Annotated in this window: 27 protein-coding genes; 21 read left to right on the top strand and 6 right to left on the bottom strand. The window is 37.4% G+C overall.

The genetic code is table 11. The annotated features are described in order from the left end of the window. Positions 1-38 precede the first annotated feature (38 nt). Entirely contained in the window at positions 39-488 is a 450-nt protein-coding gene (spoVAC, locus tag ACSAMO_RS02250; protein ID WP_022228849.1) for a stage V sporulation protein AC, read from the bottom strand. 176 nt (positions 489-664) lie between these two features. On the opposite strand from spoVAC, the gene ACSAMO_RS02245 reads away from it, so the two are divergent. The 5 genes from ACSAMO_RS02245 to ACSAMO_RS02225 are packed head-to-tail and all read left to right on the top strand — an operon-like array spanning position 665 to position 5,023. Further along, the gene (locus tag ACSAMO_RS02245) at positions 665-1,528 is read left to right on the top strand and encodes a DUF5685 family protein (RefSeq protein ID WP_499209737.1); all 864 of its coding nucleotides are present in this window, start codon (positions 665-667) and stop codon (positions 1,526-1,528) included. Next, complete coding sequence (locus tag ACSAMO_RS02240; RefSeq protein ID WP_499209736.1) at positions 1,515-2,108, top strand: J domain-containing protein; 594 nt, start codon at positions 1,515-1,517, stop codon at positions 2,106-2,108. The genes ACSAMO_RS02245 and ACSAMO_RS02240 overlap by 14 nt, the downstream gene beginning before the upstream one ends. Before the next feature lie 27 nt (positions 2,109-2,135). After that, complete coding sequence (locus ACSAMO_RS02235; protein WP_499209735.1) at positions 2,136-3,113, top strand: DUF1385 domain-containing protein; 978 nt, start codon at positions 2,136-2,138, stop codon at positions 3,111-3,113. After that, positions 3,107-3,934 (top strand): peptide chain release factor N(5)-glutamine methyltransferase, encoded by an 828-nt coding sequence (prmC, locus tag ACSAMO_RS02230; RefSeq protein ID WP_499209734.1) that lies wholly within the window; start codon positions 3,107-3,109, stop codon positions 3,932-3,934. The genes ACSAMO_RS02235 and prmC overlap by 7 nt, the downstream gene beginning before the upstream one ends. A 12-nt stretch (positions 3,935-3,946) precedes the next feature. Then, the gene (locus ACSAMO_RS02225) at positions 3,947-5,023 is read left to right on the top strand and encodes a 6-phosphofructokinase (RefSeq protein WP_499209733.1); all 1,077 of its coding nucleotides are present in this window, start codon (positions 3,947-3,949) and stop codon (positions 5,021-5,023) included. 58 nt (positions 5,024-5,081) lie between these two features. Here ACSAMO_RS02225 and ACSAMO_RS02220 read toward each other — a convergent pair whose 3' ends face one another. Continuing rightward, on the bottom strand, positions 5,082-5,405 hold the full coding sequence (locus tag ACSAMO_RS02220) for a helix-turn-helix transcriptional regulator (protein WP_499209732.1): 324 nt from the start codon (positions 5,403-5,405) through the stop codon (positions 5,082-5,084). 132 nt (positions 5,406-5,537) lie between these two features. Between ACSAMO_RS02220 and ACSAMO_RS02215 the strand changes: the two genes are divergently transcribed. Both ACSAMO_RS02215 and ACSAMO_RS02210 read left to right on the top strand, forming a co-directional pair. Then, positions 5,538-6,017: a DUF4190 domain-containing protein gene (locus ACSAMO_RS02215; protein ID WP_499209731.1), complete on the top strand. Its 480-nt coding sequence runs from the start codon at positions 5,538-5,540 to the stop codon at positions 6,015-6,017. Between the two features lie 26 nt (positions 6,018-6,043). After that, entirely contained in the window at positions 6,044-6,493 is a 450-nt protein-coding gene (locus ACSAMO_RS02210) for a zinc-ribbon domain-containing protein (protein ID WP_499209730.1), read from the top strand. An 83-nt stretch (positions 6,494-6,576) separates the two neighbouring features. Here the strand turns inward: ACSAMO_RS02210 and sigK are convergent, their stop codons facing one another. Beyond that, entirely contained in the window at positions 6,577-7,266 is a 690-nt protein-coding gene (sigK, locus tag ACSAMO_RS02205; protein WP_022228843.1) for an RNA polymerase sporulation sigma factor SigK, read from the bottom strand. Positions 7,267-7,485: 219 nt separating this feature from the next. Here sigK and ACSAMO_RS02200 point away from each other — a divergent pair, with 219 nt between their 5' ends. Further along, positions 7,486-8,799 carry a YARHG domain-containing protein gene (locus ACSAMO_RS02200; RefSeq protein ID WP_499209729.1) on the top strand — a complete coding sequence of 438 codons (1,314 nt, stop codon included), beginning with the start codon at positions 7,486-7,488 and terminating at the stop codon, positions 8,797-8,799. A 45-nt stretch (positions 8,800-8,844) separates the two neighbouring features. Here ACSAMO_RS02200 and metA read toward each other — a convergent pair whose 3' ends face one another. Then, a complete protein-coding gene (gene metA, locus ACSAMO_RS02195) occupies positions 8,845-9,762 on the bottom strand; it encodes a homoserine O-acetyltransferase MetA (protein ID WP_022228841.1) in 918 nt (305 codons plus the stop codon). A 159-nt stretch (positions 9,763-9,921) separates the two neighbouring features. Between metA and ACSAMO_RS02190 the strand changes: the two genes are divergently transcribed. The 3 genes from ACSAMO_RS02190 to tyrS all read left to right on the top strand — a co-directional run bounded on the left by ACSAMO_RS02190 (position 9,922) and on the right by tyrS (position 12,113). After that, positions 9,922-10,620 (top strand): ClpP family protease, encoded by a 699-nt coding sequence (locus ACSAMO_RS02190; RefSeq protein ID WP_499209728.1) that lies wholly within the window; start codon positions 9,922-9,924, stop codon positions 10,618-10,620. Beyond that, entirely contained in the window at positions 10,617-10,802 is a 186-nt protein-coding gene (locus ACSAMO_RS02185) for a YlzJ-like family protein (protein ID WP_022228839.1), read from the top strand. Before ACSAMO_RS02190 ends, ACSAMO_RS02185 begins: the two co-directional genes overlap by 4 nt. Positions 10,803-10,892: 90 nt before the next feature. Next, positions 10,893-12,113: a tyrosine--tRNA ligase gene (gene tyrS, locus ACSAMO_RS02180; RefSeq protein WP_337869015.1), complete on the top strand. Its 1,221-nt coding sequence runs from the start codon at positions 10,893-10,895 to the stop codon at positions 12,111-12,113. A gap of 43 nt (positions 12,114-12,156) precedes the next feature. Here tyrS and ACSAMO_RS02175 read toward each other — a convergent pair whose 3' ends face one another. Continuing rightward, positions 12,157-13,515 (bottom strand): sodium-dependent transporter, encoded by a 1,359-nt coding sequence (locus ACSAMO_RS02175; RefSeq protein ID WP_118445636.1) that lies wholly within the window; start codon positions 13,513-13,515, stop codon positions 12,157-12,159. 207 nt (positions 13,516-13,722) lie between these two features. On the opposite strand from ACSAMO_RS02175, the gene csaB reads away from it, so the two are divergent. The 10 genes from csaB to ACSAMO_RS02125 all read left to right on the top strand — a co-directional run bounded on the left by csaB (position 13,723) and on the right by ACSAMO_RS02125 (position 22,959). Further along, entirely contained in the window at positions 13,723-15,957 is a 2,235-nt protein-coding gene (gene csaB, locus ACSAMO_RS02170) for a polysaccharide pyruvyl transferase CsaB (protein WP_499209727.1), read from the top strand. Continuing rightward, a complete protein-coding gene (gene murJ, locus ACSAMO_RS02165; protein WP_499209726.1) occupies positions 15,954-17,495 on the top strand; it encodes a murein biosynthesis integral membrane protein MurJ in 1,542 nt (513 codons plus the stop codon). The genes csaB and murJ overlap by 4 nt, the downstream gene beginning before the upstream one ends. A 4-nt stretch (positions 17,496-17,499) precedes the next feature. Next, complete coding sequence (locus tag ACSAMO_RS02160; RefSeq protein WP_499209725.1) at positions 17,500-19,356, top strand: O-antigen ligase family protein; 1,857 nt, start codon at positions 17,500-17,502, stop codon at positions 19,354-19,356. Positions 19,357-19,475: 119 nt separating this feature from the next. Continuing rightward, on the top strand, positions 19,476-20,591 hold the full coding sequence (locus ACSAMO_RS02155) for a glycosyltransferase family 4 protein (RefSeq protein WP_117966281.1): 1,116 nt from the start codon (positions 19,476-19,478) through the stop codon (positions 20,589-20,591). A 13-nt stretch (positions 20,592-20,604) separates the two neighbouring features. Next, on the top strand, positions 20,605-21,072 hold the full coding sequence (locus tag ACSAMO_RS02150; protein WP_499209724.1) for a DUF4330 domain-containing protein: 468 nt from the start codon (positions 20,605-20,607) through the stop codon (positions 21,070-21,072). A 14-nt stretch (positions 21,073-21,086) separates the two neighbouring features. Further along, positions 21,087-21,572 (top strand): DUF4330 domain-containing protein, encoded by a 486-nt coding sequence (locus ACSAMO_RS02145; RefSeq protein ID WP_022230231.1) that lies wholly within the window; start codon positions 21,087-21,089, stop codon positions 21,570-21,572. Between the two features lie 105 nt (positions 21,573-21,677). Next, positions 21,678-21,902, top strand: coding sequence for a hypothetical protein (locus ACSAMO_RS02140; protein WP_117966272.1), 225 nt, complete (start codon positions 21,678-21,680; stop codon positions 21,900-21,902). Positions 21,903-21,914: 12 nt separating this feature from the next. After that, positions 21,915-22,220: a hypothetical protein gene (locus ACSAMO_RS02135; protein ID WP_022230233.1), complete on the top strand. Its 306-nt coding sequence runs from the start codon at positions 21,915-21,917 to the stop codon at positions 22,218-22,220. Positions 22,221-22,241: 21 nt separating this feature from the next. Continuing rightward, a complete protein-coding gene (locus tag ACSAMO_RS02130) occupies positions 22,242-22,520 on the top strand; it encodes a hypothetical protein (RefSeq protein ID WP_118445641.1) in 279 nt (92 codons plus the stop codon). A gap of 52 nt (positions 22,521-22,572) precedes the next feature. Continuing rightward, positions 22,573-22,959, top strand: coding sequence for a desulfoferrodoxin family protein (locus tag ACSAMO_RS02125; protein WP_499209723.1), 387 nt, complete (start codon positions 22,573-22,575; stop codon positions 22,957-22,959). 213 nt (positions 22,960-23,172) lie between these two features. On the opposite strand, the gene ACSAMO_RS02120 is transcribed toward ACSAMO_RS02125, so the two are convergent. Continuing rightward, on the bottom strand, positions 23,173-25,737 hold the full coding sequence (locus tag ACSAMO_RS02120) for an S-layer homology domain-containing protein (RefSeq protein WP_499209722.1): 2,565 nt from the start codon (positions 25,735-25,737) through the stop codon (positions 23,173-23,175). Between the last annotated feature and the right edge of the window lie 241 nt (positions 25,738-25,978).

Raw genomic sequence — 25,978 nt, 5'->3', positions numbered from 1 at the left:
TGAAGTAAATTTTGTTTCTTCAAGAAGATTTTTGTTTTTTAAAACAAACTTATAATCCAATACACAATACCGGCAACGAACGAGGCGAGTGTACCGTAAAGGATAACAGGACCGGCGATTGTGAATATTTTCGCACCGACACCGAGCACCATACCTTCGGTTTTTGCCTCAAGAGCAGGGGAAACAACGGAATTTGCAAATCCGGTAATCGGTACAATAGTTCCCGCACCCGCAAATTTAGCGATTTTCGGGTAAATATCAAGTCCTGTAAGCAATGCACCGGCAAACACCAATATGATTGAAGTGGCAGTGCTTGCGGCTTCTGTATCAAGTCCCCATTTTTTAAACATAGTTAAAATAAAATGCCCGATTACGCATATTATTCCGCCTGATACAAATGCTTTTAAACAGTTTGAAAAAAGCTTTGAATTGGGTGTTTTTGTTTTTACGTATTCATTATATTCTTTGTTAGTCATTTCGTGTTTCATATTAAATTACTCCAGTCACATTATTTTAATATTATTTTCTCATAATAACGATAAAAGTATGCTTAATTATGAATAAAAAATAAAATTTTATCTTAAATATATCATACACCTTGAAATTTATGGCGATTTGAGATATACTTTAAATATACTTATGTTATTATGGAAGGAATGTTTTAATGTTCGGATACGTTACAGTATGCAAAAATGCGTTGAGCGAACAAGGCTTAAAGACGTTTAAAGCATATTATTGCGGATTGTGTAAGGCTATCGGCAAGAGATGTTCGCAATCGGCAAGGCTGGGACTTAGCTATGACATAACATTCCTTGCGATTGTTTTATCTTCGGTTTGCAAAAACGAAATAAGTATGAAAGATAAAAAATGCGTGTTACATCCTATCCGTGAAAATATATGTGTTGAAAATGATACGGCTCTAAATTATGCCGCTGATATGGGTGTTATACTCACTTATTTGAAATTGCTTGACGATTGGAACGATGACAAAAGTATAAAAGCGTTGTTTAGTATGTTGCTTTTTGCAAACGGTGTCAGAAAAGCTAAAAAACATTATCCGAGAGAATATGAAAGTATCAGAAAATGTCTTGATGAATTGAGTCGGCTTGAAAAAAATAACTGCAAAGAAATTGATGAAACAGCCGATTGTTTTGCAAGAATTCTTGAAATATTATTTACACCCGATTTTATTGAGGACAAGGATAAAAAACGTATTCTTGCGTGGCTTGGATATAATACAGGACGATGGATATATATAATTGACGCATATAACGATTTGGAAAAAGACGTAAAGAAAAATGATTACAATACCTTTAAAGCAAAATATGAGGATAAAAACGCACAAGAAATAAAAGACACGATTAGAGAGGGTTTATATACCTCAATGACGTTCACTCTTGAAAATGCGGCGTCTGCATATAATTTGCTTGAGATATACAAAAATAAAGAAGTTTTGGACAATATTATGTATATTGCACTAAAAACTAAACAGAAAAGTATTTTAGGAGAAAGTAATGAATCCTTATGAAGTATTGGGCGTTAGTGAAAACGCCGATGAAGAAACAATAAAAAAAGCGTACAAAGAATTGGTGAAAAAATATCATCCTGACAGATACATTAATAATCCGCTTGCGGATTTGGCGGCTGAAAAGATGAAAGAAATCAACAAAGCCTACGATATGATAACGAATAAGCGTACCGCAACTAATGCGGGATACAGTACGTCATCAAGAGGATATTCAACATCACAGACGCATACAAGCGGACAGGCAAGTTTTCAAAATGTTCGTATTCTTATAACGCAGTCACGAATTCGTGAGGCACTTGAAATGCTTAACTTATTGCCGAAAACAGCGGAATGGTATTATTTATCGGGTCTTGCGAGAATGCAGGTCGGTTGGTATGACCAAGCTATAAGCTTTTTACAGACTGCTGTACAGATGGAGCCGAACAATGTTGAATACAGAAGTACATTAAACAATGTAATGAACAGAAACAGAACATACACATCAACCACAAGTACCGGCTCAGATTCGGCAGGTTGTTGCGATTGCAGTGACTGTTGTAATTGCTGTACAACGTGGTTATGCTGCAACTGTATGTGCTGATAATATTAAACAGATTGGAGAAAATAAATGAGTAAAGAAGGACAACAGCAACATATTACATCAATAGGCGGTCAGGCGGTTATGGAGGGCGTAATGATGAGAGGACCTTTCAAAACAGCCGTGGCGGTGAGAAAGCCTGACGGTGATATTGAATGTAAGGTCGAGGAAAACGGAACAAAAACAAGAAAGAAGTTTTGGAGATTGCCTATAATAAGAGGTTGCGTGAGTTTTGTAGACAGCCTTGTTATAGGAATGAAAGCACTTATGTTCAGTGCGGAATTTGTCGATATTGAGGAAGAGGAAGGAACGGAAAGTAAGTTTGACAAGTGGCTTGACGATAAGTTCGGCGACAAAATCAAGGATATAGTAATTTATGTATCAATCGCAATATCGCTTGTATTCAGTATTGCTTTGTTTATGGTACTTCCTACTTTTCTTACGAAAGGTGCGGAAAAAATCGGTACACTTATTCCGCCAATTTCGGCATTTACAGATTCACACTTATTTACAAGCCTTTTTGAGGGTATAATAAGAATGGTGATATTTATAGGATATTTGGCTATTGTTTCAAATATGAAAGACATTAAACGTGTATTCCAATATCACGGTGCGGAGCATAAGACGATAGCGTGCTATGAGGCAGGAGAAGAACTTACTGTTGAAAATATAAAAAAGCATACAAGATTTCATCCGAGATGCGGAACAAGTTTCTTACTTTTCGTTATGATAGTGAGTATTTTGCTTTTTGCACTTTTGCCGAGAGTGGATATGGTTATATTGCGTGTTTTAATGCGTCTTGCGCTTTTGCCGGCTGTAGCGGGTATTTCATTTGAAATTATAAAATTCGCCGGAAGAAGTAAAAGCAAATGGGTGGCATGGCTTTCAAAACCGGGATTGTGGCTGCAAAAACTTACTACAAGAGAACCTGACGCGTCGCAAATTGAAGTAGCGATTGAATCAATGAAACCGTGCATACCTGAAAATAAAGAGGACGACAGATGGTAATATCGGAATTTGTGAGAGAAACGGCAAAACAGCTTGGAGATAATGCAAGGTTTGAGGCGGAGCTCATGGTTATGAGCGTTATGGAGATGAACAGAACTCAGCTTGTTTTAAACGGCAAATTGCCCGTAATGCCTCAACATACTTACAGAATGAATAAAATGATTGAAAGACGTAAAAAAGGTGAGCCGCTGCAATATATACTCGGAGAAACCGAATTTATGTCACTTGATTTTTTTGTTAGGGAGGGTGTGCTTATACCGAGAAGTGATACGGAAATTCTTGTTGAAACCGTAATTGATAAAATCGGCGATAAGAAAACAACCGTAGCCGATATATGTACAGGCAGCGGCTGTATCGGAATAAGTATTGCACATTACAAAAAAAATACAGATGTTGAGCTGTTTGATATAAGTGATATTGCACTTGAAACGGCTGAAAAAAATATTAAAAGAAATAATGTGTCAGACAGAGTGAAATCGTATAAAATGGATATATTAAATGAATATCCGAAAAAAAAGTATGATGTTGTCGTATCAAATCCGCCGTATATAGAAAAAGCGGTTATTGAAACGTTGCATACGGAAGTTAAGGACTATGAGCCGAGAATTGCGTTGGACGGCGGTGAGGACGGACTTGTTTTTTACAGACGTATAACCGGAACGGCACATAATTTTTTGAAAAAAGGCGGTCTGCTTGCATTTGAGATTGGCTATAATCAAGGCGAATCTGTAAGAGGTCTTATGCAAAACGACTTTTATGACACAGAAGTGATAAAAGATTTAAACGACAATGACAGAGTCGTAATCGGAAAACTAAAATGAGAGGATGATTTGATGAAAAAGATTGGTATTTTAACAAGCGGCGGAGATTGTCAAGGTCTTAATGCGGCAATCAGAGGTGTTGCAAAGGGACTGTATGAAGAAATTGACGACGTTGAAATTTACGGTATTCAAAACGGTTATGCCGGACTTATCCACGGTGATTACAAGAAGATGAATCAATCTGATTTTTCCGGTATACTTACAATAGGCGGTACAATTTTGGGTACATCACGTCAGCCGTTTAAGATGATGCGTGTCATTGAAGATGAAAACAGCATTGATAAAGTTGCGGCAATGAAAGATACTTATAAGAAAATAGGACTTGACTGTCTTGTTGTTTTGGGCGGTAACGGTACACATAAAACCGCTAATTTACTTTCTGAAGAAGGTCTTAATGTGGTTACAATGCCAAAGACGATTGACAATGATGTTTGGGGTACGGAAATGACTTTCGGTTTCCAAAGTGCCGTTGATATTGCAACGGAAGTGATAGACTGTATTCATACAACAGCTACTTCTCACGGACGTATTTTTATTGTTGAGGTAATGGGACATAAAGTAGGTTGGCTTAATTTGTATGCAGGTATCGCAGGCGGTGCGGATATAATTCTGTTGCCTGAAATTCCTTATGATATTAACGAAATTGCCAAAGTTATCGAAAAGAGAGAACAAGCCGGAAAGAGATTTTCAATTCTTGCCGTTGCAGAGGGTGCAATTTCAAAAGAAGAGACAAAGATGAAGAAGAAAGAGCTAAAAGCACTTCGTGCGTCAATGCCTTATCCGTCAATCTCTTATAAGATTGCAAAGGAACTTGAAGAAGTTACGGGTCACGAAATCAGAGTAACTGTTCCGGGACACTTCCAAAGAGGAGGAAGCCCTTGTGCATATGACAGATTTCTTTGCACACGTTTCGGTGCGGCTGCCGCAAGACTCATAAAGAACGAACAGTACGGCTTTATGGTTGCATTGCAGAATGAAAAAATTGTTCCTGTACCTCTTGGCGAGGTTGCCGGAAAACTTAAAAAAGTCCCTGTTGACAGCGATATTATCGAGGCGGCAAAGGAAATAGGCATATCATTTGGTGACTAAAATCAGAAATATATATAAAAAGATACATTCCAAAAAATAGAATGTATCTTTTTTGTTATTAATCATTATCAGAAGAAAACTCTTTATGAGTTTCGTGAAAGGATTCGACAATGTTTAAAATAGCGGTTATTTCACGGTCTGTCAAGTTATCCGTACGTATGGTAATGCAATCGTCAAGTCCCAATAGATAGTCTGTTGTGACGTGAAAAAGTCTTGATAATTCAACAAGAAAAGGTGTAGATGGAGCAGATAAAGCCATTTCCCAAGCATTTACGCTTGCTCTTGTAATTGATAATTTCTTTGCCAATTCCGATTGTGTATAGCCGTATTTATCACGTAAAATTTTTAATCTGCTTGGAAAATCATACATAGTTTCTTTCATAAATAATCACCTCTAAGTTTATATTAACTTATCATTAATGATATAACATTATCATTAATGATAAGTATAGTTGACAAAAATAAGTATGTGTTGTATAATAGAGAAAAATACGAAGAAAGGTGGGAACGTAAAATGTTTTGTAAAAATTGCGGTGCAGAATTAACGGCGGACACTAAATTTTGCCCGAAATGCGGAAAGGGGGTAACAAGTAATAACGCAAACAAAATGTATTGCTCAAATTGCGGAAAAGAAGTGCATGACGAGTATTGTTCAAATTGCGGTACGAAGATTACCGAAAACGGTAATTGCAATAATGTGCATAATATAAACTTAAATATCGGCAGACAGCATAATCCTTATAAAACAAATACATATGCAATATGGAGTTTGATATTGGCTTGTACGTCGTTTGTTTTTGGGTGGTTTCTACTTGCCATTGTAGCAATTATTTTAGGTAATATGGCTAAAACGCAGATAATGGAAAGAAATGAGCAGGGGTGTAATCTTGCATCGGCGGGAATTGTATTGGGGTGGATTAATATAGGCTTGTCGATTTTCGCGGTTGTGCTGTTGCTTATTTTTTCGGCAGGATTTTTAGCTTGGTTGGTATAAATTAATTTTTTGAAAGGATGTTTTTTATGTTTTGTAACAAATGCGGAAAAGAAATACAAGGGAATGTGAATTTTTGCAACAGCTGCGGCAACCCGTTAAATGGCGTAGGGAATAATGCGGAAAAACTGTTACATCAACTATCGGAACGATACAAAATAAACGGAATTATATGGATTGTTGTAGCGGTAATTCAAATTATTCTCGGCATTTTTGTTAATTGGATTTGCTTGATTGTAGGTGTATTGAACATAATATCGGCAATTCAAGATATTATTTTCAGCGGGAAAATGCTTAAAAATCCTAATGGTATCGTTGATAAGGTACGACCGCTTGTGGGAGCAATCTTAATTTTGATTTATAACGTAATATTCGGCGGTGTATTGGGTGTTGCAGGTTCTATTTATTATTTGGTGGGTATACGAAATTTTGTAATGAAAAACGAAGGCGAATTCAAATCGTTGGAAATACAAGCGTAAAATAAGAAAATTAAAAAAAATTTTAACCTTTTTTATGGTTATAGATTAATACATTTAAAGGCTCTCCGTGATTGTGGAGAGCCTTATTCTTTTAATTCGTCTAAAAGACGTTCAAGACATTTTTTCTCTATTCTGCTGACGTAACTGCGGCTTATGCCGAGTATATCGGCAATTTCTTTTTGCGTTTTTTTCGGCTGATTACCGAGTCCGTATCGCCAACAGAGAATATTTATTTCGGTTGGGGCTAATATTTTTTTCATTGCGTTGTACAGTTTTTGAGCTTCAAGCTTGCCGGAAATGAGGTCGGCAATATCTGTTGAATCGCAAGTCAGTATATCCGAAAAAGTCATATTGTTGCCCTCACGGTCTGTGCCGATACTTTCATCAATGGAAATTTCATTTTGAAGTTTCTTTGACGAACGCATAACCATAAGCACTTCATTCTCAATACAACGTGAAATATATGTAGACAGACGTGAATTTTTTTCAGGATTGAATGTGTTTATCCCTTTGATAAGACCGATTGTGCCGATAGATATAAGGTCCTCAAGATTTTTTTCGTCAGCATACTTTTTTGCAATGTGGGCAACAAGTCTGAGATTGTGTTCGATAAGTACATTTTTTGCACTTTCATCACCTTTTGCATACAAGTCAAGATATTTCTTTTCTTCACTTTTGTTTAATGGCTTTGGAAATGTCGCATTACCCGAAACGTATCCGGCAAGTATTAAAACAGTCTGTATCCATTCAAAAAATAAACCGCCAAGAAACATATCTCATAACCTCCTTTACACATAATATGCTTAACATATCGTACAAATAGCTAAATTGATGTCCTTATTTTTGTTAAAATTCGGAAAATTGGGTAAAATTAAAATGGTTGACGTAAAATGTCTTTTTATTGTAAACAATACGATATTGACTTGAAATGAGGAACATAATATAATGATAATTGAATAGGTATGAAATATTGAAATCGGAGGGTAGAATATATGCTATGTAAAGTATGTGGAGCTCAGATACCGGATGATGCTCAAGAATGTGAATTTTGCGGTACAAAAGTTAATGAAGATGCAAGTGCGGCAGAAGAAACAAAAGTAATTAATACAGATGAAATAGAAAATGCGTATCAGGAACATCAAGCCGAGTTGAATGAAAATTTGGGTGATAAACAAAATGATAATTCTGAAGAACAAGCAAATTCAGAAGGTGATGAAATCTATGATGATAATGAAAGAAGACGTCGTGAACAGGTAAAGAAAATGATGGAGGATAAGAAACAACAGTTGTCTGAAATCGAACGTCGCCGTAATGAAAAAAGAAAAAAACAAAGACGTAATCGTATTGTGCTTATCGGTGCAATTTGTGCTCTTGCAGTTGCTGCTGCCGGAATAGGTGTGTATTATCTTGTGTCTAACGTCAACGGCGGAAACAAAATAGAGGAAACACCTGCACCGTCAGTGGCAGTTGTGTCAACACCGAGTGTAATTGCAACACCTGCGGTAAGTGAAGAACCTGTACAGACGCCTGAGTTGTCAATGGAAACATCTCCGAGAGATGAAAACAGTACATCATCAAACAGCCAATCGTGGTCTGCAACAGGTAATACAGGCAGCGGTACATCAGCCTCAAGGAGCGGAAGTACATCGTCAAGCGGCACAACATCTAAGAGTAATACTTCAAAAGGTTCATCAAGTACATCATCTAAAGGAACAGGTTCAAGCGGTTCATCATCAAGTACATCAAGTTCAAGCGGTACAGGCTCATCGTCAAATACATCATCTGCGCAAAACAGCGGAGTTTCATCTTCAAACATTTCTTCACAGCTAAGTACAGGCGGTGAAGTTATATATGACTCAAATGCCGGAAAACATTTAATGACATTTGTAACCAATAATGTTAAATATTATGCAACTGTTTCAGCTGGTAGTACAACGGAACAGATAAACGGCAAGCCTTACACGATAACGGCTGTACCGACGTCGGAAACGTATAACGGAAATACTGTATATGAAATTACGAGTATAACGAATTATGCAGGGGACTATATACTTGCAAATTCGGGTACAAAACTTCTTACAAATGATGATATTAAGGGAATGTCAAAGCACGACCTTGCACTTGCGAGAAACGAAATATATGCCCGTCACGGACGTAAATTCCAAACGGAAGAATACAGCAAATATTTCAGCGGTAAGTCTTGGTATTCAATTAATCCGAATTATAATTACAGTGATGATGACAGTAATCTTAATTCGATAGAAGTTAAGAATGTGCAATTTATATTAAATGCTGAAAGAAATTAAATAATATCAATAAACTAAAAAGTCTGACCCACAGGGTCAGACTTTTTAGTTTATGCTGTCAATATCATAAGGTGTGATTTGATATACAAAGTAATTGAGCCAATTTGAGAATAACAAATTAGCGTGAGAACGCCAACGGACGATCGGTTTTTTTGTAGGATCGTCATTAGGGAAATAGTGTTTTGGTATTATCGGATTTTTACCTTTGTCCAAATCTCTGAAATATTCATCACGCAACGTTGTTGCGTCGTATTCTGCGTGACCTGTTACAAAAATACGTCTGCCGCCTTTTGTAAATACGATATACACGCCCGCCTCTTTTGAATCACAAAGAATTTCAAGCTCTTTAACCTTTTTTATATCCTCTGCACGCACTTCCTGAAAACGTGAATGCGGTGCGTAAAATTCATTGTCAAAACCTCGTACAAGCTTTGCCGTGCGTCTGTTCACCTTGTGTTTAAAAACTCCCGAACATTTTTCTTTTAACGGATGCTTCGGCACACCGTAATGATAGTAAAGACCGGCAAGTGCCGCCCAACATATGTGCAATGTTGAAGTGACGTGAGTTTTGGACCAATCCATTATGCGTGTAAGCTCGCCCCAATAATCAACATCTTCATATTCAAGGTTTTCAACAGGCGCACCTGTTATAATCATTCCGTCATATTTTGAATCTTTTATTTCATCAAAGGTTGTATAAAATGTTGCCAAATGTTCTGACGGTGTGTTTTTTGATTCGTGTGTATCCATTTGCAGAAAATCTATTTCAATTTGTAACGGTGAATTTGAAAGCAGTCTTAAAAGCTGTGTTTCGGTAGCTATTTTAGTCGGCATCAAGTTCACTATTACAATTTTAAGCGGACGAATATCTTGGTGCATAGCCTTTTTTTCGCTCATAACAAAAATATTTTCTTTTCTGAGCTGTGCTGTTGCCGGAAGTTTGTCCGGTATCTTTATAGGCATATATATCCACTCCCTTGCTTAATATACTAACGTTTATTATAACACAAAACAGTATATATTACAATAGATTATCATTAATTATAATATAACAGAAAATTTGCAATATGTATAAATTATACCCAAAAGCATTATAATAAGTATAGTACGGAGGTGTGTACAGTGATAAATGATACAGATACAGAAAGTAATATAGCGGAACAGGAACGACGGAATATTGAGGATTTGGGAAGTGTTGAAACAAAAAATCCGAGAGGTAATATACATTGTCTGAATATAATCGGTCAGGTTGAGGGGCATATGGTATTGCCGCCGCAGAACAAGACAACGAAATACGAACACGTTCTGCCGCAGCTTATAGCGATTGAGGAAAATCCAGAAATTGACGGACTTATGGTGCTTTTAAATACGGTAGGCGGTGACGTTGAGGCGGGATTGGCGATAGCTGAAATGATAGCCGGAATGAGTAAACCCACCGTTTCGCTTGTTTTGGGCGGTGGACACAGTATAGGTGTACCGCTTGCGGTTGCGACAGACTATTCATTCATTGCACCGACCGCAACTATGACAGTGCATCCACTCAGAATGAACGGCGTTGTAATCGGCGTTATGCAGACATTTCAATATTTTCAGAATATGCAGGACAGAATAATTGATTTTGTTGTTTCCAACTCAAATATATCATACAACAAATTTAAACAGTTAATGCTCACGACTGATGAAATAGCAAACGACGTGGGGAGTATATTATTTGCAAAAAAGGCGGTTGAATATGGGCTTATAAATGAAATGGGCGGACTTAAAGACGCACTTGAAAAAATGTATGAGCTGATAGAAAAGGAGAGAGAAAATAAAAAATGATTTATTCAATAGTGCCGACAGATGTTGTGTTTTTCGACAATACTCAAATAAGACAAAGACATCTAAAAATGTATAACAACGTGACACTTGAATTGACAGACGGACGTGTGGAGAGAATTATAAGCACAAATCCTCAGGATTATCTGAAATATCATAATTTACTCGGTTCAAACAATATTTAGAAAAAAAATCTTGCAAAACTTTGTCTTATGGTGTATAATGTAACAGATTGCCGTACTCGTGGCAATACACTAATGAAGGAGGAAAAGAATATGCAAGATAATGTATATGACGTTTTGCTGGAGCGTGGACTTATTGCCCAGACAACACACGAACAAGAGATACGAGAATTATTAGGAAAGGAAAAAGTTACGTTCTATATTGGCTTTGACCCAACAGCAGACAGCCTTCATGTAGGACACTTTTTGCAGATGGTCGTAATGCGACATATGCAGAATTACGGACACAGACCGATTGCCCTTGTCGGCGGCGGTACAGGTCATATCGGTGACCCGTCGGGAAGAACCGATATGCGTCAGATGATGACTAAGGAAATAATTGACCATAACTGTGAATGTTTCAAACAGCAGTTATCAAGAGTTATTGATTTCTCGGACGATAAAGCTATAATGGTAAACAATGCCGATTGGCTTTTAGACCTTAATTATGTGGAATTTTTGCGTGACATCGGTTCATGTTTCTCAGTAAATAAAATGCTTACTGCCGAATGCTTTAAGCAAAGACTTGAAAAGGGACTTTCATTCCTTGAATTTAACTATATGCTTATGCAGAGCTATGACTTCTTAATGCTTAACCGTAAGTATGACTGTAAAATCGAATTGGGCGGCGACGACCAGTGGAGTAACATTCTTGGCGGTATCGACCTTTGCAGACGTAAGGACCAAAAGCAGGTTTACGGTATGACATTTACTTTGCTTACAAACAGTGAAGGTAAGAAAATGGGTAAGACACAATCGGGTGCTGTTTGGCTTGACCCTAAAAAGACTACTCCGTACGATTTCTATCAGTATTGGGTAAACGTACAAGATGCTGACGTTATTAAGTGCTTAAAACTTCTTACATTCGTTCCTATGGACGAAATTCGTAAAATGGAAAAGTGGGAAGGTAAGGAACTTAACGAAGCTAAGAGAATTCTTGCTTATGAAGTAACAAAGCTCGTACACGGTGAAGAAGAGGCTGAAAAAGCTAAGAAAACAGCAGAAGAAGTATTCGCTAAAGGCGGAGTAAGTGCAGATATGCCGACAAGCGTTATACCTGACGTTGTCGGAATGGGTGTACTTGATATGCTTGTTAAGACAGGATTGTTGCCGTCGAAGGGTGAGGCAAGACGTCTTGTTCAACAAAACGGTCTTTCAATCAATGATGTAAAATACAATGACGTAAACGGTGTTGTTACGGAAGATATGATTACAGATGAAGGTATGATTATCAAAAAGGGTAAAAAGACATTCCACAGAGTTGTTACAAAATAAGACAAAAATTAAAAGCGTTCACATTTAGTGAACGCTTATTTTTTTAGAATTTTATAATTCCGAGTGCTTCAAGTATTGAAGAAATCAATATTGCAACGATAAACACAGGTGCAACGTATTTAATCATAATATCGAAAAGTTTTTGACGTTTGAATGCTGATGATATGCGTACTTCATCGTGTATTGAGTTGACGCCGATAACGTATGCGACAAATATACAGGTAAGCAATGCGCATATAGGCATAAGTATTGAATTTGTGGCAAAGTCCATCATATCAAGAATTGTCATACCGCCTAAAGTCGCTTTATCCCAAACATTGTATCCTAAAATCGGCGGTATACCGAATAAGAAAGAACCGATACCTGCACAGATTGTTGTCTTATTTCTGTCCCAACCGAAACGGTCACAAAGCGAAGAAACGATAGCCTCCATAATTGAAATGGAAGAGGTAAGTGCGGCAAGCAGAACAAGTATGAAGAATACACTTCCTATAACCGTTGCCATACCCATGCTTTCAAATACCTTTGGCAATGTCACAAACATAAGGCTTGGACCTTTGCCCAAAGCACTTTGGTCACCGCCTGAAAAAGCGAATACCGCCGGAACAATCATAAGACCTGCCAATATAGCGATAGCTGTATCGAAAAGTTCAATTCTGCCTACATTCTTTTCAAGGTCACTGTCTTTAGGCAAGTATGAGCCGTATGCAATCATAATACCCATCGCAAGCGACAGTGAGTAGAACATTTGTCCCATTGCGGCAAGCACACCTTGAATTGAAAAGTTTGAAAAGTCGGGAACGAAGAAATACTTAACACCCGTCATAGCACCCGGAAGTGTAATTGAGTACACCGCAACAATTATTGCAAGTACGATAAGTACCGGCATAAGTATTGTACTGAACTTTTCAACGCCTTTTTGAACACCTCTTAAAATTACAAAAGTCGTAATTGCCGAGAATATAAACTGATAAATAAGAAGTCTTTGCGGTGATGCAAGCATATCAGTAAAGAAATTGTCTTGTGCCAAAAGCTGATGATTGCCTGTTACATATTTTGTTGCATATTCGATAACCCAACCGCCGATTACGTTGTAGTAAGGCTGAATAATCATGGGAATAAGCGTTGCGATAATTCCGATAAATCCCCATTTTTTACTAAGTTCGCGGAATGCACAAAGTCCGCTCTTACCTGTTTTACGTCCGATTGCGTTTTCGGCAATCATAAGTGAAAAACCGAATGTTACGACAAGAAGTATGTAGAATAATAAGAATATACCTCCGCCGTATTTTGCGGCGAGGTAAGGAAAACGCCAAATATTACCCAATCCTACCGCACTTCCTGCCGCAGCAAGAACAAATCCGAATCCGCCTGAAAACATGCTTCTTTTTTTGTTGTTCATAAGAAAATACCTCTCTTGATTTTATAATAATGAATTTATTATACTACATCGCAAACAATTTGTAAAATACTTTTTGATAAATGTCAGATATTTTGTGAATATTGCTGTAACATAGTATATAAGTTGCCGACAAAAACAGTGATTGAAATTTAATACAGAATATGATATAATAAAAAATAAGTATGTATGAAAGAGCAGGTGAGTACTTTGGAAAAAGGTGCAAATATCCTTTTATCATTGATGCAGTTAAATATCGGAGGTGCGGAAACACACGTTGTCGAACTTGCAAAAGAGCTTAAAAGAAAAGGCTTTAATGTAATTGTTACATCAAACGGCGGTGTTTATGTAAAGGAACTCGAGGACTCGGGAATAAAGCATTACGCAGTACCTTTGCAGAATAAAAATCCTTTGAATATGCTGAAATCGGCAAGACTTTTGAAGAAGATAATTAAAGACGAAAAAATAGACATAGTTCATTCTCACGCTAGAATCCCTTCTTTTATATTGGGAAAACTTCAAAAGAGAATGAAGTTTCCGTTTGTGACAACGGCACATTGGGTATTTAATACAGGCTACGGTCTTAAATATATAACCGATTGGGGTGAAAAGACTGTTGCGGTGTCGGAGGATATAAAGACCTACTTAATGGACAACTATCACATACCGGCAGGTGATATAAATGTTACGATAAACGGTATTGATACTGAAAAGTTTTCACCTAAAACAGATTGTGAAGATATAAAAAAGGAACTCGGTATAAAAGATGACGATACGGTTATAACTTATGTAAGCCGTTTGGACGAATCAAGAAGCCTTGTTGCAAAGCAGCTTATCGAAGCAGTTCCCGAAATCGACAAAGCGGTTAATAATTTAAAAGTTATAGTTGTCGGTGCGGGCGATGATTATGATAATGTAAAAACTATGGCTGACAGCGTAAATCAAAAGTTGGGTCGTGATGTCATTGTACTTACAGGTGCAAGAACAGATATAAATAAACTTATTGCACCGTGTAAACTGTTTGTGGGTGTGAGTCGTGCGGCTCTTGAGGCAATGGCGGCGGACAAGCCTGTTATAATTGCAGGTAATGAGGGATATATCGGATTGTTTGACGAAAGCAAACTTGCGGTCGGCATTGATACTAACTTCTGTTGCCGCGGTTGTGAAATGTCGGACAGTGAGCTTATAAAACGTGATGTACTTAAATTCTTCAATCTTGACGAAAATAAGCAGAAAGAACTCGGCGAATACGGCAGAGAACTTATTAAGAAAGAATATTCCGTAACTCGTATGGCTGATGACAGTATAAAGGTTTATGATTGGGCATTGCAGAAAAACAAAGAAATTCTTATATCAGGTTATTACGGCTTTAAAAACAGCGGTGATGACGCACTTTTGCAGGCGATTATAAATGATTTAAAGCAGTATAAGGAAAGTCCGAACATAGTTGTTTTAAGTGCAAACCCTGCCGAAACAATGGAATATTACAAGGTTAAATCTATAAATCGATTGAATGTATTAAAGATTGCCAAACATATGAAAAAGGCAGATATGCTTATTTCCGGCGGCGGTACACTGATACAGGACAGAACAAGTACAAAGTCACTTTGGTATTATCTTACGGTTATTGCAATGGCAAAAAAGAAAAACATGAAAGTTATGCTTTATTCAAACGGTATAGGTCCGCTTGAAAGAAAGGGCAATATCAAGAAAACCAAGAAAATACTTGATAAAGTTGACCTTATAACATTGCGTGATGAACGTTCATATAAAACATTGCGTGAAATCGGTATTGAAAACAAAAATGTAAAGGTTACAGCCGATCCTGCACTTGATTTGGATATTGCAGACGAAAAGCTCGGAAAGGCTATTTTGAAAAATGAGGGTGTTCCGAGTGATAAAAAACTGCTCGGAGTGTCGGTAAGAAAGTGGCAGAACTTAGGCAGTGACTTTGAAACTCAAATTGCGAACGCTTGCGACTACGCATACGAAAAATACGGCTACTATACGGTATTTCTTCCTATGCAGTCAAGTCGTGACACAGCTATAATGCAGAACATAAAACGCAAAATGAAACACGAATCGGCAATTATCAAGAAACGTTATTCCGTTGAGGGAATGCTTTCAATTATTAAATGCTTTGATATGTGTATCGGTATGCGACTTCATACATTAATTTATGCGGCTATAAATTCCGTACCGCTTATCGGTTTGGTGTATGACCCTAAGATAAACAGTTTTATGGAATACACACATCAAAGACACTACGTTGACGTAAATGAAGTAACAGATGAAAATTTAAAGAAAATGCTTGATGAATGTGTGGCAAATTACGACACGATAAAGCAGGATTTAAAAGAAAATTACAGCCATTTAAAAGAAAAAGCAAAGCTTAACGGCAAATATGCGATTGAGCTTTATGAAAAAGGGAGTGTGACGCTGTGAAAGAAAAAACTTCCGGACAGAAAATGCTCCTGACGGCAGGCTTTATGGCAATGGCAACGCTTTTGTCAAAGGTACTCGGACTTGTAAGAGATTCGCTTTTAACAGCATATTTCGGTTCCGGCTTGGAGTCGGACGCATTTTTAACCGCGTCAACTATTCCTACAACGTTGTTCGATGTCATAATCGGCGGAGTTATATCTGCGGCATTTATACCTGTTTTCAACGATATAATGTCGAAAAGAGGCAAAGACGAGGCAATGAAATTTGTCAATAAGTTCGTAACGCTTATTGTCTGTATAACCTTATTTATCGTTGTGGGCGGAATAATTTTCAGAGATGTACTTGTGAACATACAAGCACCGAATTATACAGCCGACAAGCACAATCTTGCGGCACAGCTTACCGCGATAATGTTCCCGATGGTAATATTTACGGGACTGGCATTTTCATTTGTCGGATTGTTGCAGTCATTCGGCGAGTACAATATTCCGTCAATAATAAGCCTTGTATCGAATTTGGCTATTATACTTTATTATGTGGTATTCGGCAAGAAGTTCGGTATTTACGGTTTGTCGGTAACAATGGTTATTGCATGGAGCTTGCAGTTTATAATACTGATACCTTGGATAAAAAAATTCGGAGTAAAGTACAGACCTGATTTTAAGTTTAAAGATCCGTATATAAAGCAAATGCTTTTGCTTGCAGGACCTATGCTTATATCAACTTGGGTACAGCCGCTTTATTCAATAGTCAATCAAAGATTTGCGTCAAATATCGATTCTGCGGTAACATATATTCAGCAGTCGAACAGACTGTATATAATCGTTGTCGGAGTATTCAGTTTTGTGGTTACAAACTTGATATTCCCAAAACTTGCACGTGCGGTTGCGGACGGAAACGACAATGAGGCGAAAAAACTTACAGTAAGCTCAATGCGTGCGATTGTGATTGTAATAGCACCGCTTATGGCAGGATTTATAGTTCTTTCAAAACCGATTGCGTCTGTTATTTACGGCTACGGCAAAATGGGTGCAGAGGATGTTGAGGCAATAAGCACATTGCTTAAATTCTATTCTGTCGGTATGCTTGGACTCGGACTTAATGAGATTTTGTCAAAAGCATTTTTCTCGCTGCAGGACAGCAGAACGCCTATGAGAAACTCGGTTATAAGTATGGTTATAAATATTTTGCTTGCGTATGTACTGTATAATGTAATGGCAACCAACGGACTTGGACTTGCGGCGGCAGGCGGTTCAATCGTGAATGCGGTTTTGAACTGGTTCTGTATGCACAGAAAGTATCCCGATATGATAAAAGGCAGAGATATTTTGAATATGATAAAAGCCGTTATATCGGCGGCTGTTATGGGAGTAGGCGTATTCTTCGTTTACGGATTTGTAGGTGCAAGATTTGACGGTGTTGTAGGCAATATCCTCACTTGCGGTATATGCGGTGTGACAGGAGTTATAATATACGGTATTATGATTTTTGTTACGGGCGAGGACGATATAAAAAGTATTATAAAAAAGAAAGGGTGAGAAGATGAATAGTTTTATACTGTCTTCAATAGCGGCATTTTGTCACAGCTTTGCAAATGCGTTCAGAAAAAGCGGACTTTGCAAATTGCTTATGAAGATATATAACGGAATATCAGGTTCTTGGAAAAACAGTTCTGTTATGACTTGGATCAGAAATATAGGTCAAAACGAGTCAAACAGTGTTGCGGTAAGAATTGTCAGATGTCCGTTTACGTTTTTAACTTTTATAAAAAAGAAAATCGGAAAATTTGTGGAAAGCAACATAAAAAACAGTTTTATATGTCATTGGGCGAGAGTATATATACAGAATTTTATGGCGGTGAATACACGTTTTTTCGGTATAATGATTCTTGCAACGGTTGTATGTTACAGTATTGTAGGTATGCACCTGTCGAAAATCGCTTTGATTGTCGCTGTTATCGGCGCGATTATGAGTGTGTTTAACTTCAATCTTATGTCTTTTTTAAATCCGAGTAAGGTCGTAAGTGTAATCAAAAGTGCGGCGGGATTTAAAAATCTTGATTTTGAATTTTACGATGAAAAGTATACAAATGGCAAGCTAAGACTTGTACTTGCACTTTTGTGCGGTATTATTGTCGGAGCGGTAATGAGCGTTTCAAAGCTTTACGGCTTGGCAATACCTTTTGCGTTGTTCGGTATGGTACTTGTTATGTATGCACCGATTACGGGTGTATATGCGGCAGTATTTTTAGCACCTTTTATGCCGACAATGATACTTGCCGGTATATGTTTGTGGACGGCTTTGTCACTTGTTATTAAATCGCTTTCTGACGAAAACTTCAAGTGGAAGTTTGACGGTGTAGGTATGTGTATATTACTTCTTTTGGGAGTATTGCTTGTATCATCACTTGCGTCATTCGCAAGAATGGGAAGTCTTAAAGTATGGACGATGTATCTTGTATTCCTAACATTTTACTTTGTGGTAGTGAATACGGTTAAGACAAAGGAACAGCTTTACGGATTGTTTAAGATATTTGTTATATCGGGTGCACTTGTTGCACTTTACGGTGTAATGCAGTACGCATTCGGTTGGACAACTTCAAATGCGTGGATTGATGAAGAAATGTTTGAAGACGCAACAATGCGTGTATATTCAACACTCGGCAATCCGAACGTACTGGGCGAATACTTGCTTTTGGTACTTCCTGTTGCGGCGGTATATATGCTTAAAAACAAGTGGAAAGAACTTTCAAAATGGGCGTACGGATTAATGTTCCTTGTGCTTGCGTTGTGTCTGGTACTTACACAGTCAAGAGGCTGTTGGATCGGCTTTATGCTGAGCGTAGTTATATTCTTAACATTCTATGAAGGAAAATGGTGGGGCTTTATACCGATTGTGTTGTGTATATTGCCGTTTATCATACCGCAGACTATTGTTGACCGTATAATGAGTGTCGGCAATATGGAGGACTCGTCAACATCGTATCGTGTATATATTTGGATGGGTACGCTCGGAATGATGAAACATTATTGGCTCGGCGGTATAGGTATGGGCGAGGCGGCATTTTCACAGGTATATCCTTTCTTCTCATACAACGCTATCATAGCACCTCATTCACATAACTTGTTCTTACAACTTCTTGTTGAGGCAGGTATAAGCGGACTGGGAGTATTCTTGGTAATGCAAATCGTATTTGTAAAGAAAATGTCTGATGTATACAGAATGGATGATAAAAAGAGCACGGATTCAATGCTTGCATTGGCTTTGGGCAGCGGTGTAATAGGATTTTTGGCACAGAGTATGTTTGACTATACATTCTACAACTACAGAGTAATGGCAGTATTCTTTATGGTGTTAGGTTTGGGTTTAGCGTTGAAACACTTAAAAACGACTGACTAAAATTGCCCACAACACCACTTTTTGCTCGGTGCAGTACCTATGTACGGCACCGTGAGCTGCAAAGCGGTACTGTGAACAATTTTTAAATTAGTTTGGAATTTCTGTGAAAGGAGTAATCTATGAAAAAAATAAAAGTAATAGAAGTGTCCTCGGATACAAACATAGGCGGTGCGGGAAAATGTCTTCTTACACTGCTTGAAAATTTTGATTACAACACATTTGACGTAAAAGTAGTTCTTCCGAAAAACAGCCTTTTAAAACCGCATATTGACAAGATGAATATACCTGTAATCGAGGTTGACGGAATTGCGGATAAGTCGCTTGATTTTGCGGCGGTAAAGGAACTTAGAATGATATTTAAACGTGAAAGACCCGATATTGTTCATACTCATGCAAGTATGTCAGCAAGAATTGCGGCAAAACAAGCGGGTGCAAAGGTTGTTTATACGCGTCACAGCGTATTTGAACCGTCAAAGAAAATATCGAGAGGTATAGGCAAGGTTATAAACGGAATGATTAACAATCATTATGCGGACAGTATTATTGCCGTTGCAGAGGCGGCAAAGGACAACCTTACTGATACGGGTGTTAAGGAAAGCAAGATAAAAGTCATTTTAAACGGCGTTGACGGACTTACACCTGTTTCGACAGACGAAAAACGAATTATAAAAGAACGCTTCAATCTTCCCGACGGATATAAAGCGGTGTCAATCGTTGCACGTCTTGAGGATATAAAAGGTCACGATTATTTTATCGAGGCGGCGGACAGACTTTTGCAAAAAGGAATAAAAGCAAGATTTTATATTGCCGGTACAGGTTCATATGAAAATCACTTAAAAGAAAAAGTTAAAAATATGAACAGACAGGAACAGATTATATTTACCGGTTTTATATCTGATGTAGATAAACTTATGAGTATAACTGATGTTCAGGCGAATGCATCATTCGGTACAGAGGCTACATCGCTTGCTTTACTTGAAGGTATGAGTCTTGGAATACCGGCAGTCGTTTCGGATTTCGGAGGTAATCCGGGGGTTATAAAGAACGGACAAAACGGATATATCGTTCCGAAACAAAATTCAAAGGCTTTGGCTGATAATCTTGAAGTATTGCTTACAGATCAAAAACTTTACGATTATATGTCGCAAGGTGCTAAAAAGATATTCCAAAAGACTTTTACGGCACAGGCGATGACGAAACAAACAGAACAAGTATATCTTGATTTGATGAAATGAGGAGGATAAATAAATGTCAGAGAAGAAAGCAAAATTCACTGCGATAGACGCAATAATAATCTTGGTTATACTTGCGGTTATCGTTGTTGGTGCAATAAAAATTCTTCCGTCGTTTACAAGCGGAAGTGAAAAAGAAAAGGTTGATTTTACAGTTATGGTTCAAAACAAAGACGAGGACTTTGCAAATGCAATCACGGTAGGCGATGACGTAACAATCAGTCTTACGGAAAAAGACGGCGGAGTTGTGAAAAATGTTGAGTCAAAACCGGCTGTAACTATGGTTTACAACAGTATTGACGGTACTTACTCAAACGAAGTTATAGAAGGTAAATATGACGTGTATGTGACGATTGAGGCTGATACAGATGTTTCTGATCTTGCTATAAAGGCAGGAGGTACGGCAGTTAAAGTCGGTGCGGAAATACCTGTAAGAGGTAAAGGTTATGCGTCAACAGGCTATGTTATAGGAATAGATGACTAAAGGAGGTATGTATCGTGGATAAGAACGGAAAAATCGGCGGAAAAGTAAGCATTATTGATATTCTTGTTGTTGTGCTTGTTGTTGCCGTAATAGTGGGAATTGTGGCAAGATACGGCAGCAGTGTTACGGGTGCGGTTAAATCAAATAAACAGTTTGAATATGTACTTAAAGTTGAAAGCGTAAGACAGTATACTGTTGACGCACTTGAGAAAAAAGGCAAGGTTACAGATAAAAAGTCTGAAAAAGACTTGGGCGAAATTGTTGATGTGCAGGTTGAAAATGCAACATTGCAGTCAACAACCGCGTCGGGTGAACTTAAAAACCCTGAATTGCCCGGAAGATATACTTGCTATGTGACAATCAGAGCAACAGGCAAGGAATCGGACGATAACTATATCCTTGAGGACAGTACGGAATTGTCTGTCGGAAGAAATGTAGATTTGTATTCAAAGTATGTTAAAACTTCTGGCGACATAAAGAGCGTAAAAGTTGTTGAATAAAACACTGTTTTAGATGAGTATGTTTTTGGACATACTCATTTTTTTTATTGCGGAATATAATAAAAGGAGGTAACATAGTATGTTTTAAGAGAGGAATGGTGAATTATGAACAGGTTAGAGAGAATGTTAAAGGATTTTGATGAAAATCAGTTAAGAGAGATAAATAAATTTTTAAATTCGGCAGACGGAAGAAGATTAAAAAGTCATATTAATTCAACAGATAAAGATAAGTTGTTGCAGGAATTTTCAAAACTTGACCCAAATGAAGTAAAAAAAAGAATATCGGGACTCAGCACGGCTGATTTAATGAAGATTATGAAAAATTTATAAGAGGTGAGTGAAATGGCAGACGCAATGGATACACTCAAAAATATATTGGGTGATGACGCGGAAGACAAAATTAAAACTGTAATGAACTCACTTTCTTCTGCGGATAATACATCGGAGGGAATTGACAGTTCAAACGGTTTAAATCAAATTATGCAGATAAAAAATATTATGGACAGTATGGCGGTGAACAAAAACGATCCGAGAACAAATTTACTCCTTTCGTTAAAGCCGTATATGCGTGAGGGCAGAAAACATTCTATTGATTCGGCGGTAAGGCTTTTGGGGCTTACAAACGTAACAAAAATGCTGAAGAAATAATATGATTTTGGAGGTGGCGAGATGTATAGGACGTATAGCTATAATGATATGCCGATTCCGGTACAACGACGTAATGAGGATATGAGGAAACCTATGCCGCCACCCAAAAAAGAAATAGAATGTAAAGAGGAGAAAATTGAGAAAAAATTCGACAAACCCGACAACGGCGGAATTTTAAGCGGTTTGGGTACTGACGATTTAATACTTATTGTGGTTGCATTGGTATTACTTATTGACGATTGCGACGACAAACTTCTTTTGATAGCACTTGCATTTATATTTTTATCGGAGTGGTTTTAGTATAAATTACTAAAATTAGAAAATACTAAAGAAAAAGGAGGCGAGGGCAAAATTGCTTTATGAACCTAAATTTTATAAATGCGGTGTATGTGACGCGATATTGGAGTCGATAACACCGCATTGCTGTGATGATTTGACTTGCTGCGGAAAGCCTATGGAATTATTAAAGGCGAATGAATTGATTGCTCTTGAAGAAAAACATTTGCCAATAGTCAAAAGGGAGGGGAATAACTTAACCGTATGCGTGGGGCGTGTGCTTCATCCGATGAGTAAGGAACACAGCATACAGTGGATAGAAGTAAAGAGTAAATATCTTGAACAGCGTATTACGTTGAAAAAAGGTGACGATCCGATTGCAACGTTTGGAGTACCTGAAAATGTGCCTGTTACGGTGTATTCATATTGTAATTTACACGGGCTTTGGAAAACTATGTCGTAGAATGTTGCATTATGATTACAAACAATGTCTGAAACGCTTACATTTTATTTACAACATTCAAAAACGTTTGATTTACCAAAATTTTTATTGTATAATTATGTTGTAGGAAAACACAAGATAAAAGGGTAAAATTAAAATAAAGCGGGTGTTCTGAATGAACACCCGTTTTGTCGTGTAAAGAGAAGATATTTTAAGCTGATAGATTAAATGTTATTACTTGATAATTACGATTTCAGAAACTACATCATCATAAATCTTTATGAAGATTCTGTTATTTTCGTCTGAATCAAAGTTTTGAATATCACTGATTTCAGCAACTGTAATCGGATTCTTTGATTTTGTTGTATCCACGCTGTAAACAGGTGTTTCAGCCGGGATAGTGTAGTTTACTGTATTTGAATCATTTACAGATACGTTTACGGAATTTGAAAATTTCTTTGTAACCTTGCCGTATACTATTTCAAGTTTGTCGGTTGGGTTTAGTGTAAATTCGTTATTCTTTGCAGTTATATCAAGAAGTAATCTAATGCTTACGATTTCGCCTTTTGAGTTAGTTTTGTATTGAATGATGTCGCCTTCTTGCAACTTTCTGTCACCGTTTACAAGGATATTTTCGCTTTCTGCGTAAATTGATACTTCCTTGCCGTCAACAAGTGCTACAAGCATATCTGTTTGTTCATCATCATTATTTGTTGCTTTCACAATATCTTTAACAACTGCGATTGAAGAATCGGCTGCTGCGTTAATTTGTGAATTTGTAACAACAATAACTTTTGCGGTATAGTTTTCAGACATATCATAAACTGACGCATTGTATGTCTGACCGTCCTCAAACATAGCGATATTTCTTATTGCGTAATCATCTGTATTTTCTGTAATATCGAATATAACAGTATTGTCATCAACTCTTACATTGCCTACTTTTGAAAGAGTTTTTGAAAATTTTGCGTTTGTAAGGTCATAGTTCTTTGTGAACTTGTCAGTGTTTACCGCACCGCTTTCACTGTTATCAACGGCAGTGTTTATGGCAGTGATTTTGTTGTCTGCATTTGTGCTGTAAGTTACAAGCTGACTTGCTGTTACATCTTCAGATGTGTTTAGTGAATTTACAACGTCAAGTGCTTTAACATTGCTTTTACCGTTGAATTTTATCTTGTTGTTTGCGTCAAGAGTTACTTCTTTTCCGTCCTTTGTAAAAAGTTTGAATGACGCTTTTTCTGTGTTCTTTGTATAGTATGCTTTCATCAAATAAGCATAGTTTGAACTTAGAGTTTTTGATGCGTCAAATGCAGCAATTTTGCCGTCTGTATCAAGATAGAATACACCCTCACTGCCGATGTCGATTGAATCGGTGTAGTTTGCCGCAACTTTGTATTTTGTACCGTTGATAAGAACACCCTTACTGTCTTTACCGGTTACTTTGCCCTCAACGGTTTTGTTTGTTACTTCAACTTCGTAAAGCTCTTTGTCAAGACTTGCCGCAACTGAAAGTACATCATATTCCGCAAGATCTGAAACGCTTATTTCTTCAAGACCTTTTGTAATTCTGAAGTCAACAGTATCATCAAGCTTTAACACCTTTTGAGAATACTTATCAACAATTTTACCTGTTGAAGAAACGCTGTCTACAACGATGTTTTCATAATTTTTTACGAAAACAATATCGTATTTACCGTTCTTGTTTGAGTCAAGAAGTGTAATGTTACCCGACTTATCTGTAAGGTCAATCAAGTTTTTGTCCATAGCCTGATACTTACCGTTATAAATAAGTGTGGCGTCTGATGAAATTTCTGCGGTATTTGTCTTTGAAGTGTTTTCATCTTTGAAATATTCAATGGCTGTGTTGCCGTTCTTTGTTGTAAGTTTTGAGAATAGCTCTGATGAGATTGTCAAATCATTGTTTTGATTTTGAATAGGCATTGCAAGAATAACCGATTCATCATTTTTACCCTCGTTTTTCACATAGTAAGTTACGTTGTAACCTAATAGATTATTCATATTGTAGGCTGTTTCGTAAGTTTTGTTGTCAATTTTGATTTGTCCCTTTGCAAGTGATGATGAACCCGTAAGGGAAGTGTTTTCTATTGCTGTGATACGACCTGTATCTTTTGTGACTTTTAACTTGTCTTTTAAAAGGGTTTTTTCTGTAATTTCATATTTGCCGTCAGAACCGAAACCTGTTTGTTCCATTAGTTTTGATTCAAGTGCATTTGTTGTAAGGTATGCAACGTTACCTCTTGAAATCTTGTCTGAATATGAGCCTTGAACATTCTTTGCAAGACCGTTTGAAGTACCGGTTTTCATATATCCGTGAGGATAACCGCCGTTTTCTTCGGCTGATACCGTATAACCTGTTGCGCGAACCATTATAGTCATTGCCTCTGCATATGAAATAGGTGCGTTAGGTCTGAAATTACCGTCACCGTCACCCTCGATAATGCCTTGAGATACTGCAAGGTTTATATAGCCGTTAGCCCAGTGTTCGGCTGAAACGTCGTCAAACATAGTCTGACCTTTTGAAGATTCTGCCGCATCTTCGAGTCCAAGTGCGTGTATTGCCATTTTGGCAACTTCAGAACGAATGATGGTATCATCAAGTCTGTAAGCACCGTTTTCGTCACCGACCATAATGTTAAGTGCCGAAAGAACTTGTACAGGTTCTTCGTAACGTGTACCTTGTACGTCAGCCGGAATAGCCGCCATACTTACAGGAACACAGGAAAGAACTGTACTTGTCGCAACTGCGACAGATAAAATCTGCTTTTTTAAATTGTTCATTTAAAAATTACCTCCTTTGGGGTTGCCCCTTATCCTAAATAGCAAATGGGTGAATTGTTATCAACCACAAGTGAGATAATACAGTATAACACAGTAAGTTTCAAGCTGTAATATTTGACAATGTGAAAGGTTTTCGGACTATATTAAAGTAGCAACTGAGTTTTGTTCTCAATAATTAACATTACGAAAGTTAATTTTTTGTTAATTTTTGTTTAAATCGCAAAAAGCTATTGCACAAATA

It is taken from the genome of Ructibacterium sp. SJQ-7, assembly GCF_054696575.1.
Note: the sequence above shows the minus strand (reverse complement) of the source record. Positions and strands in the feature narration are given on the sequence as shown.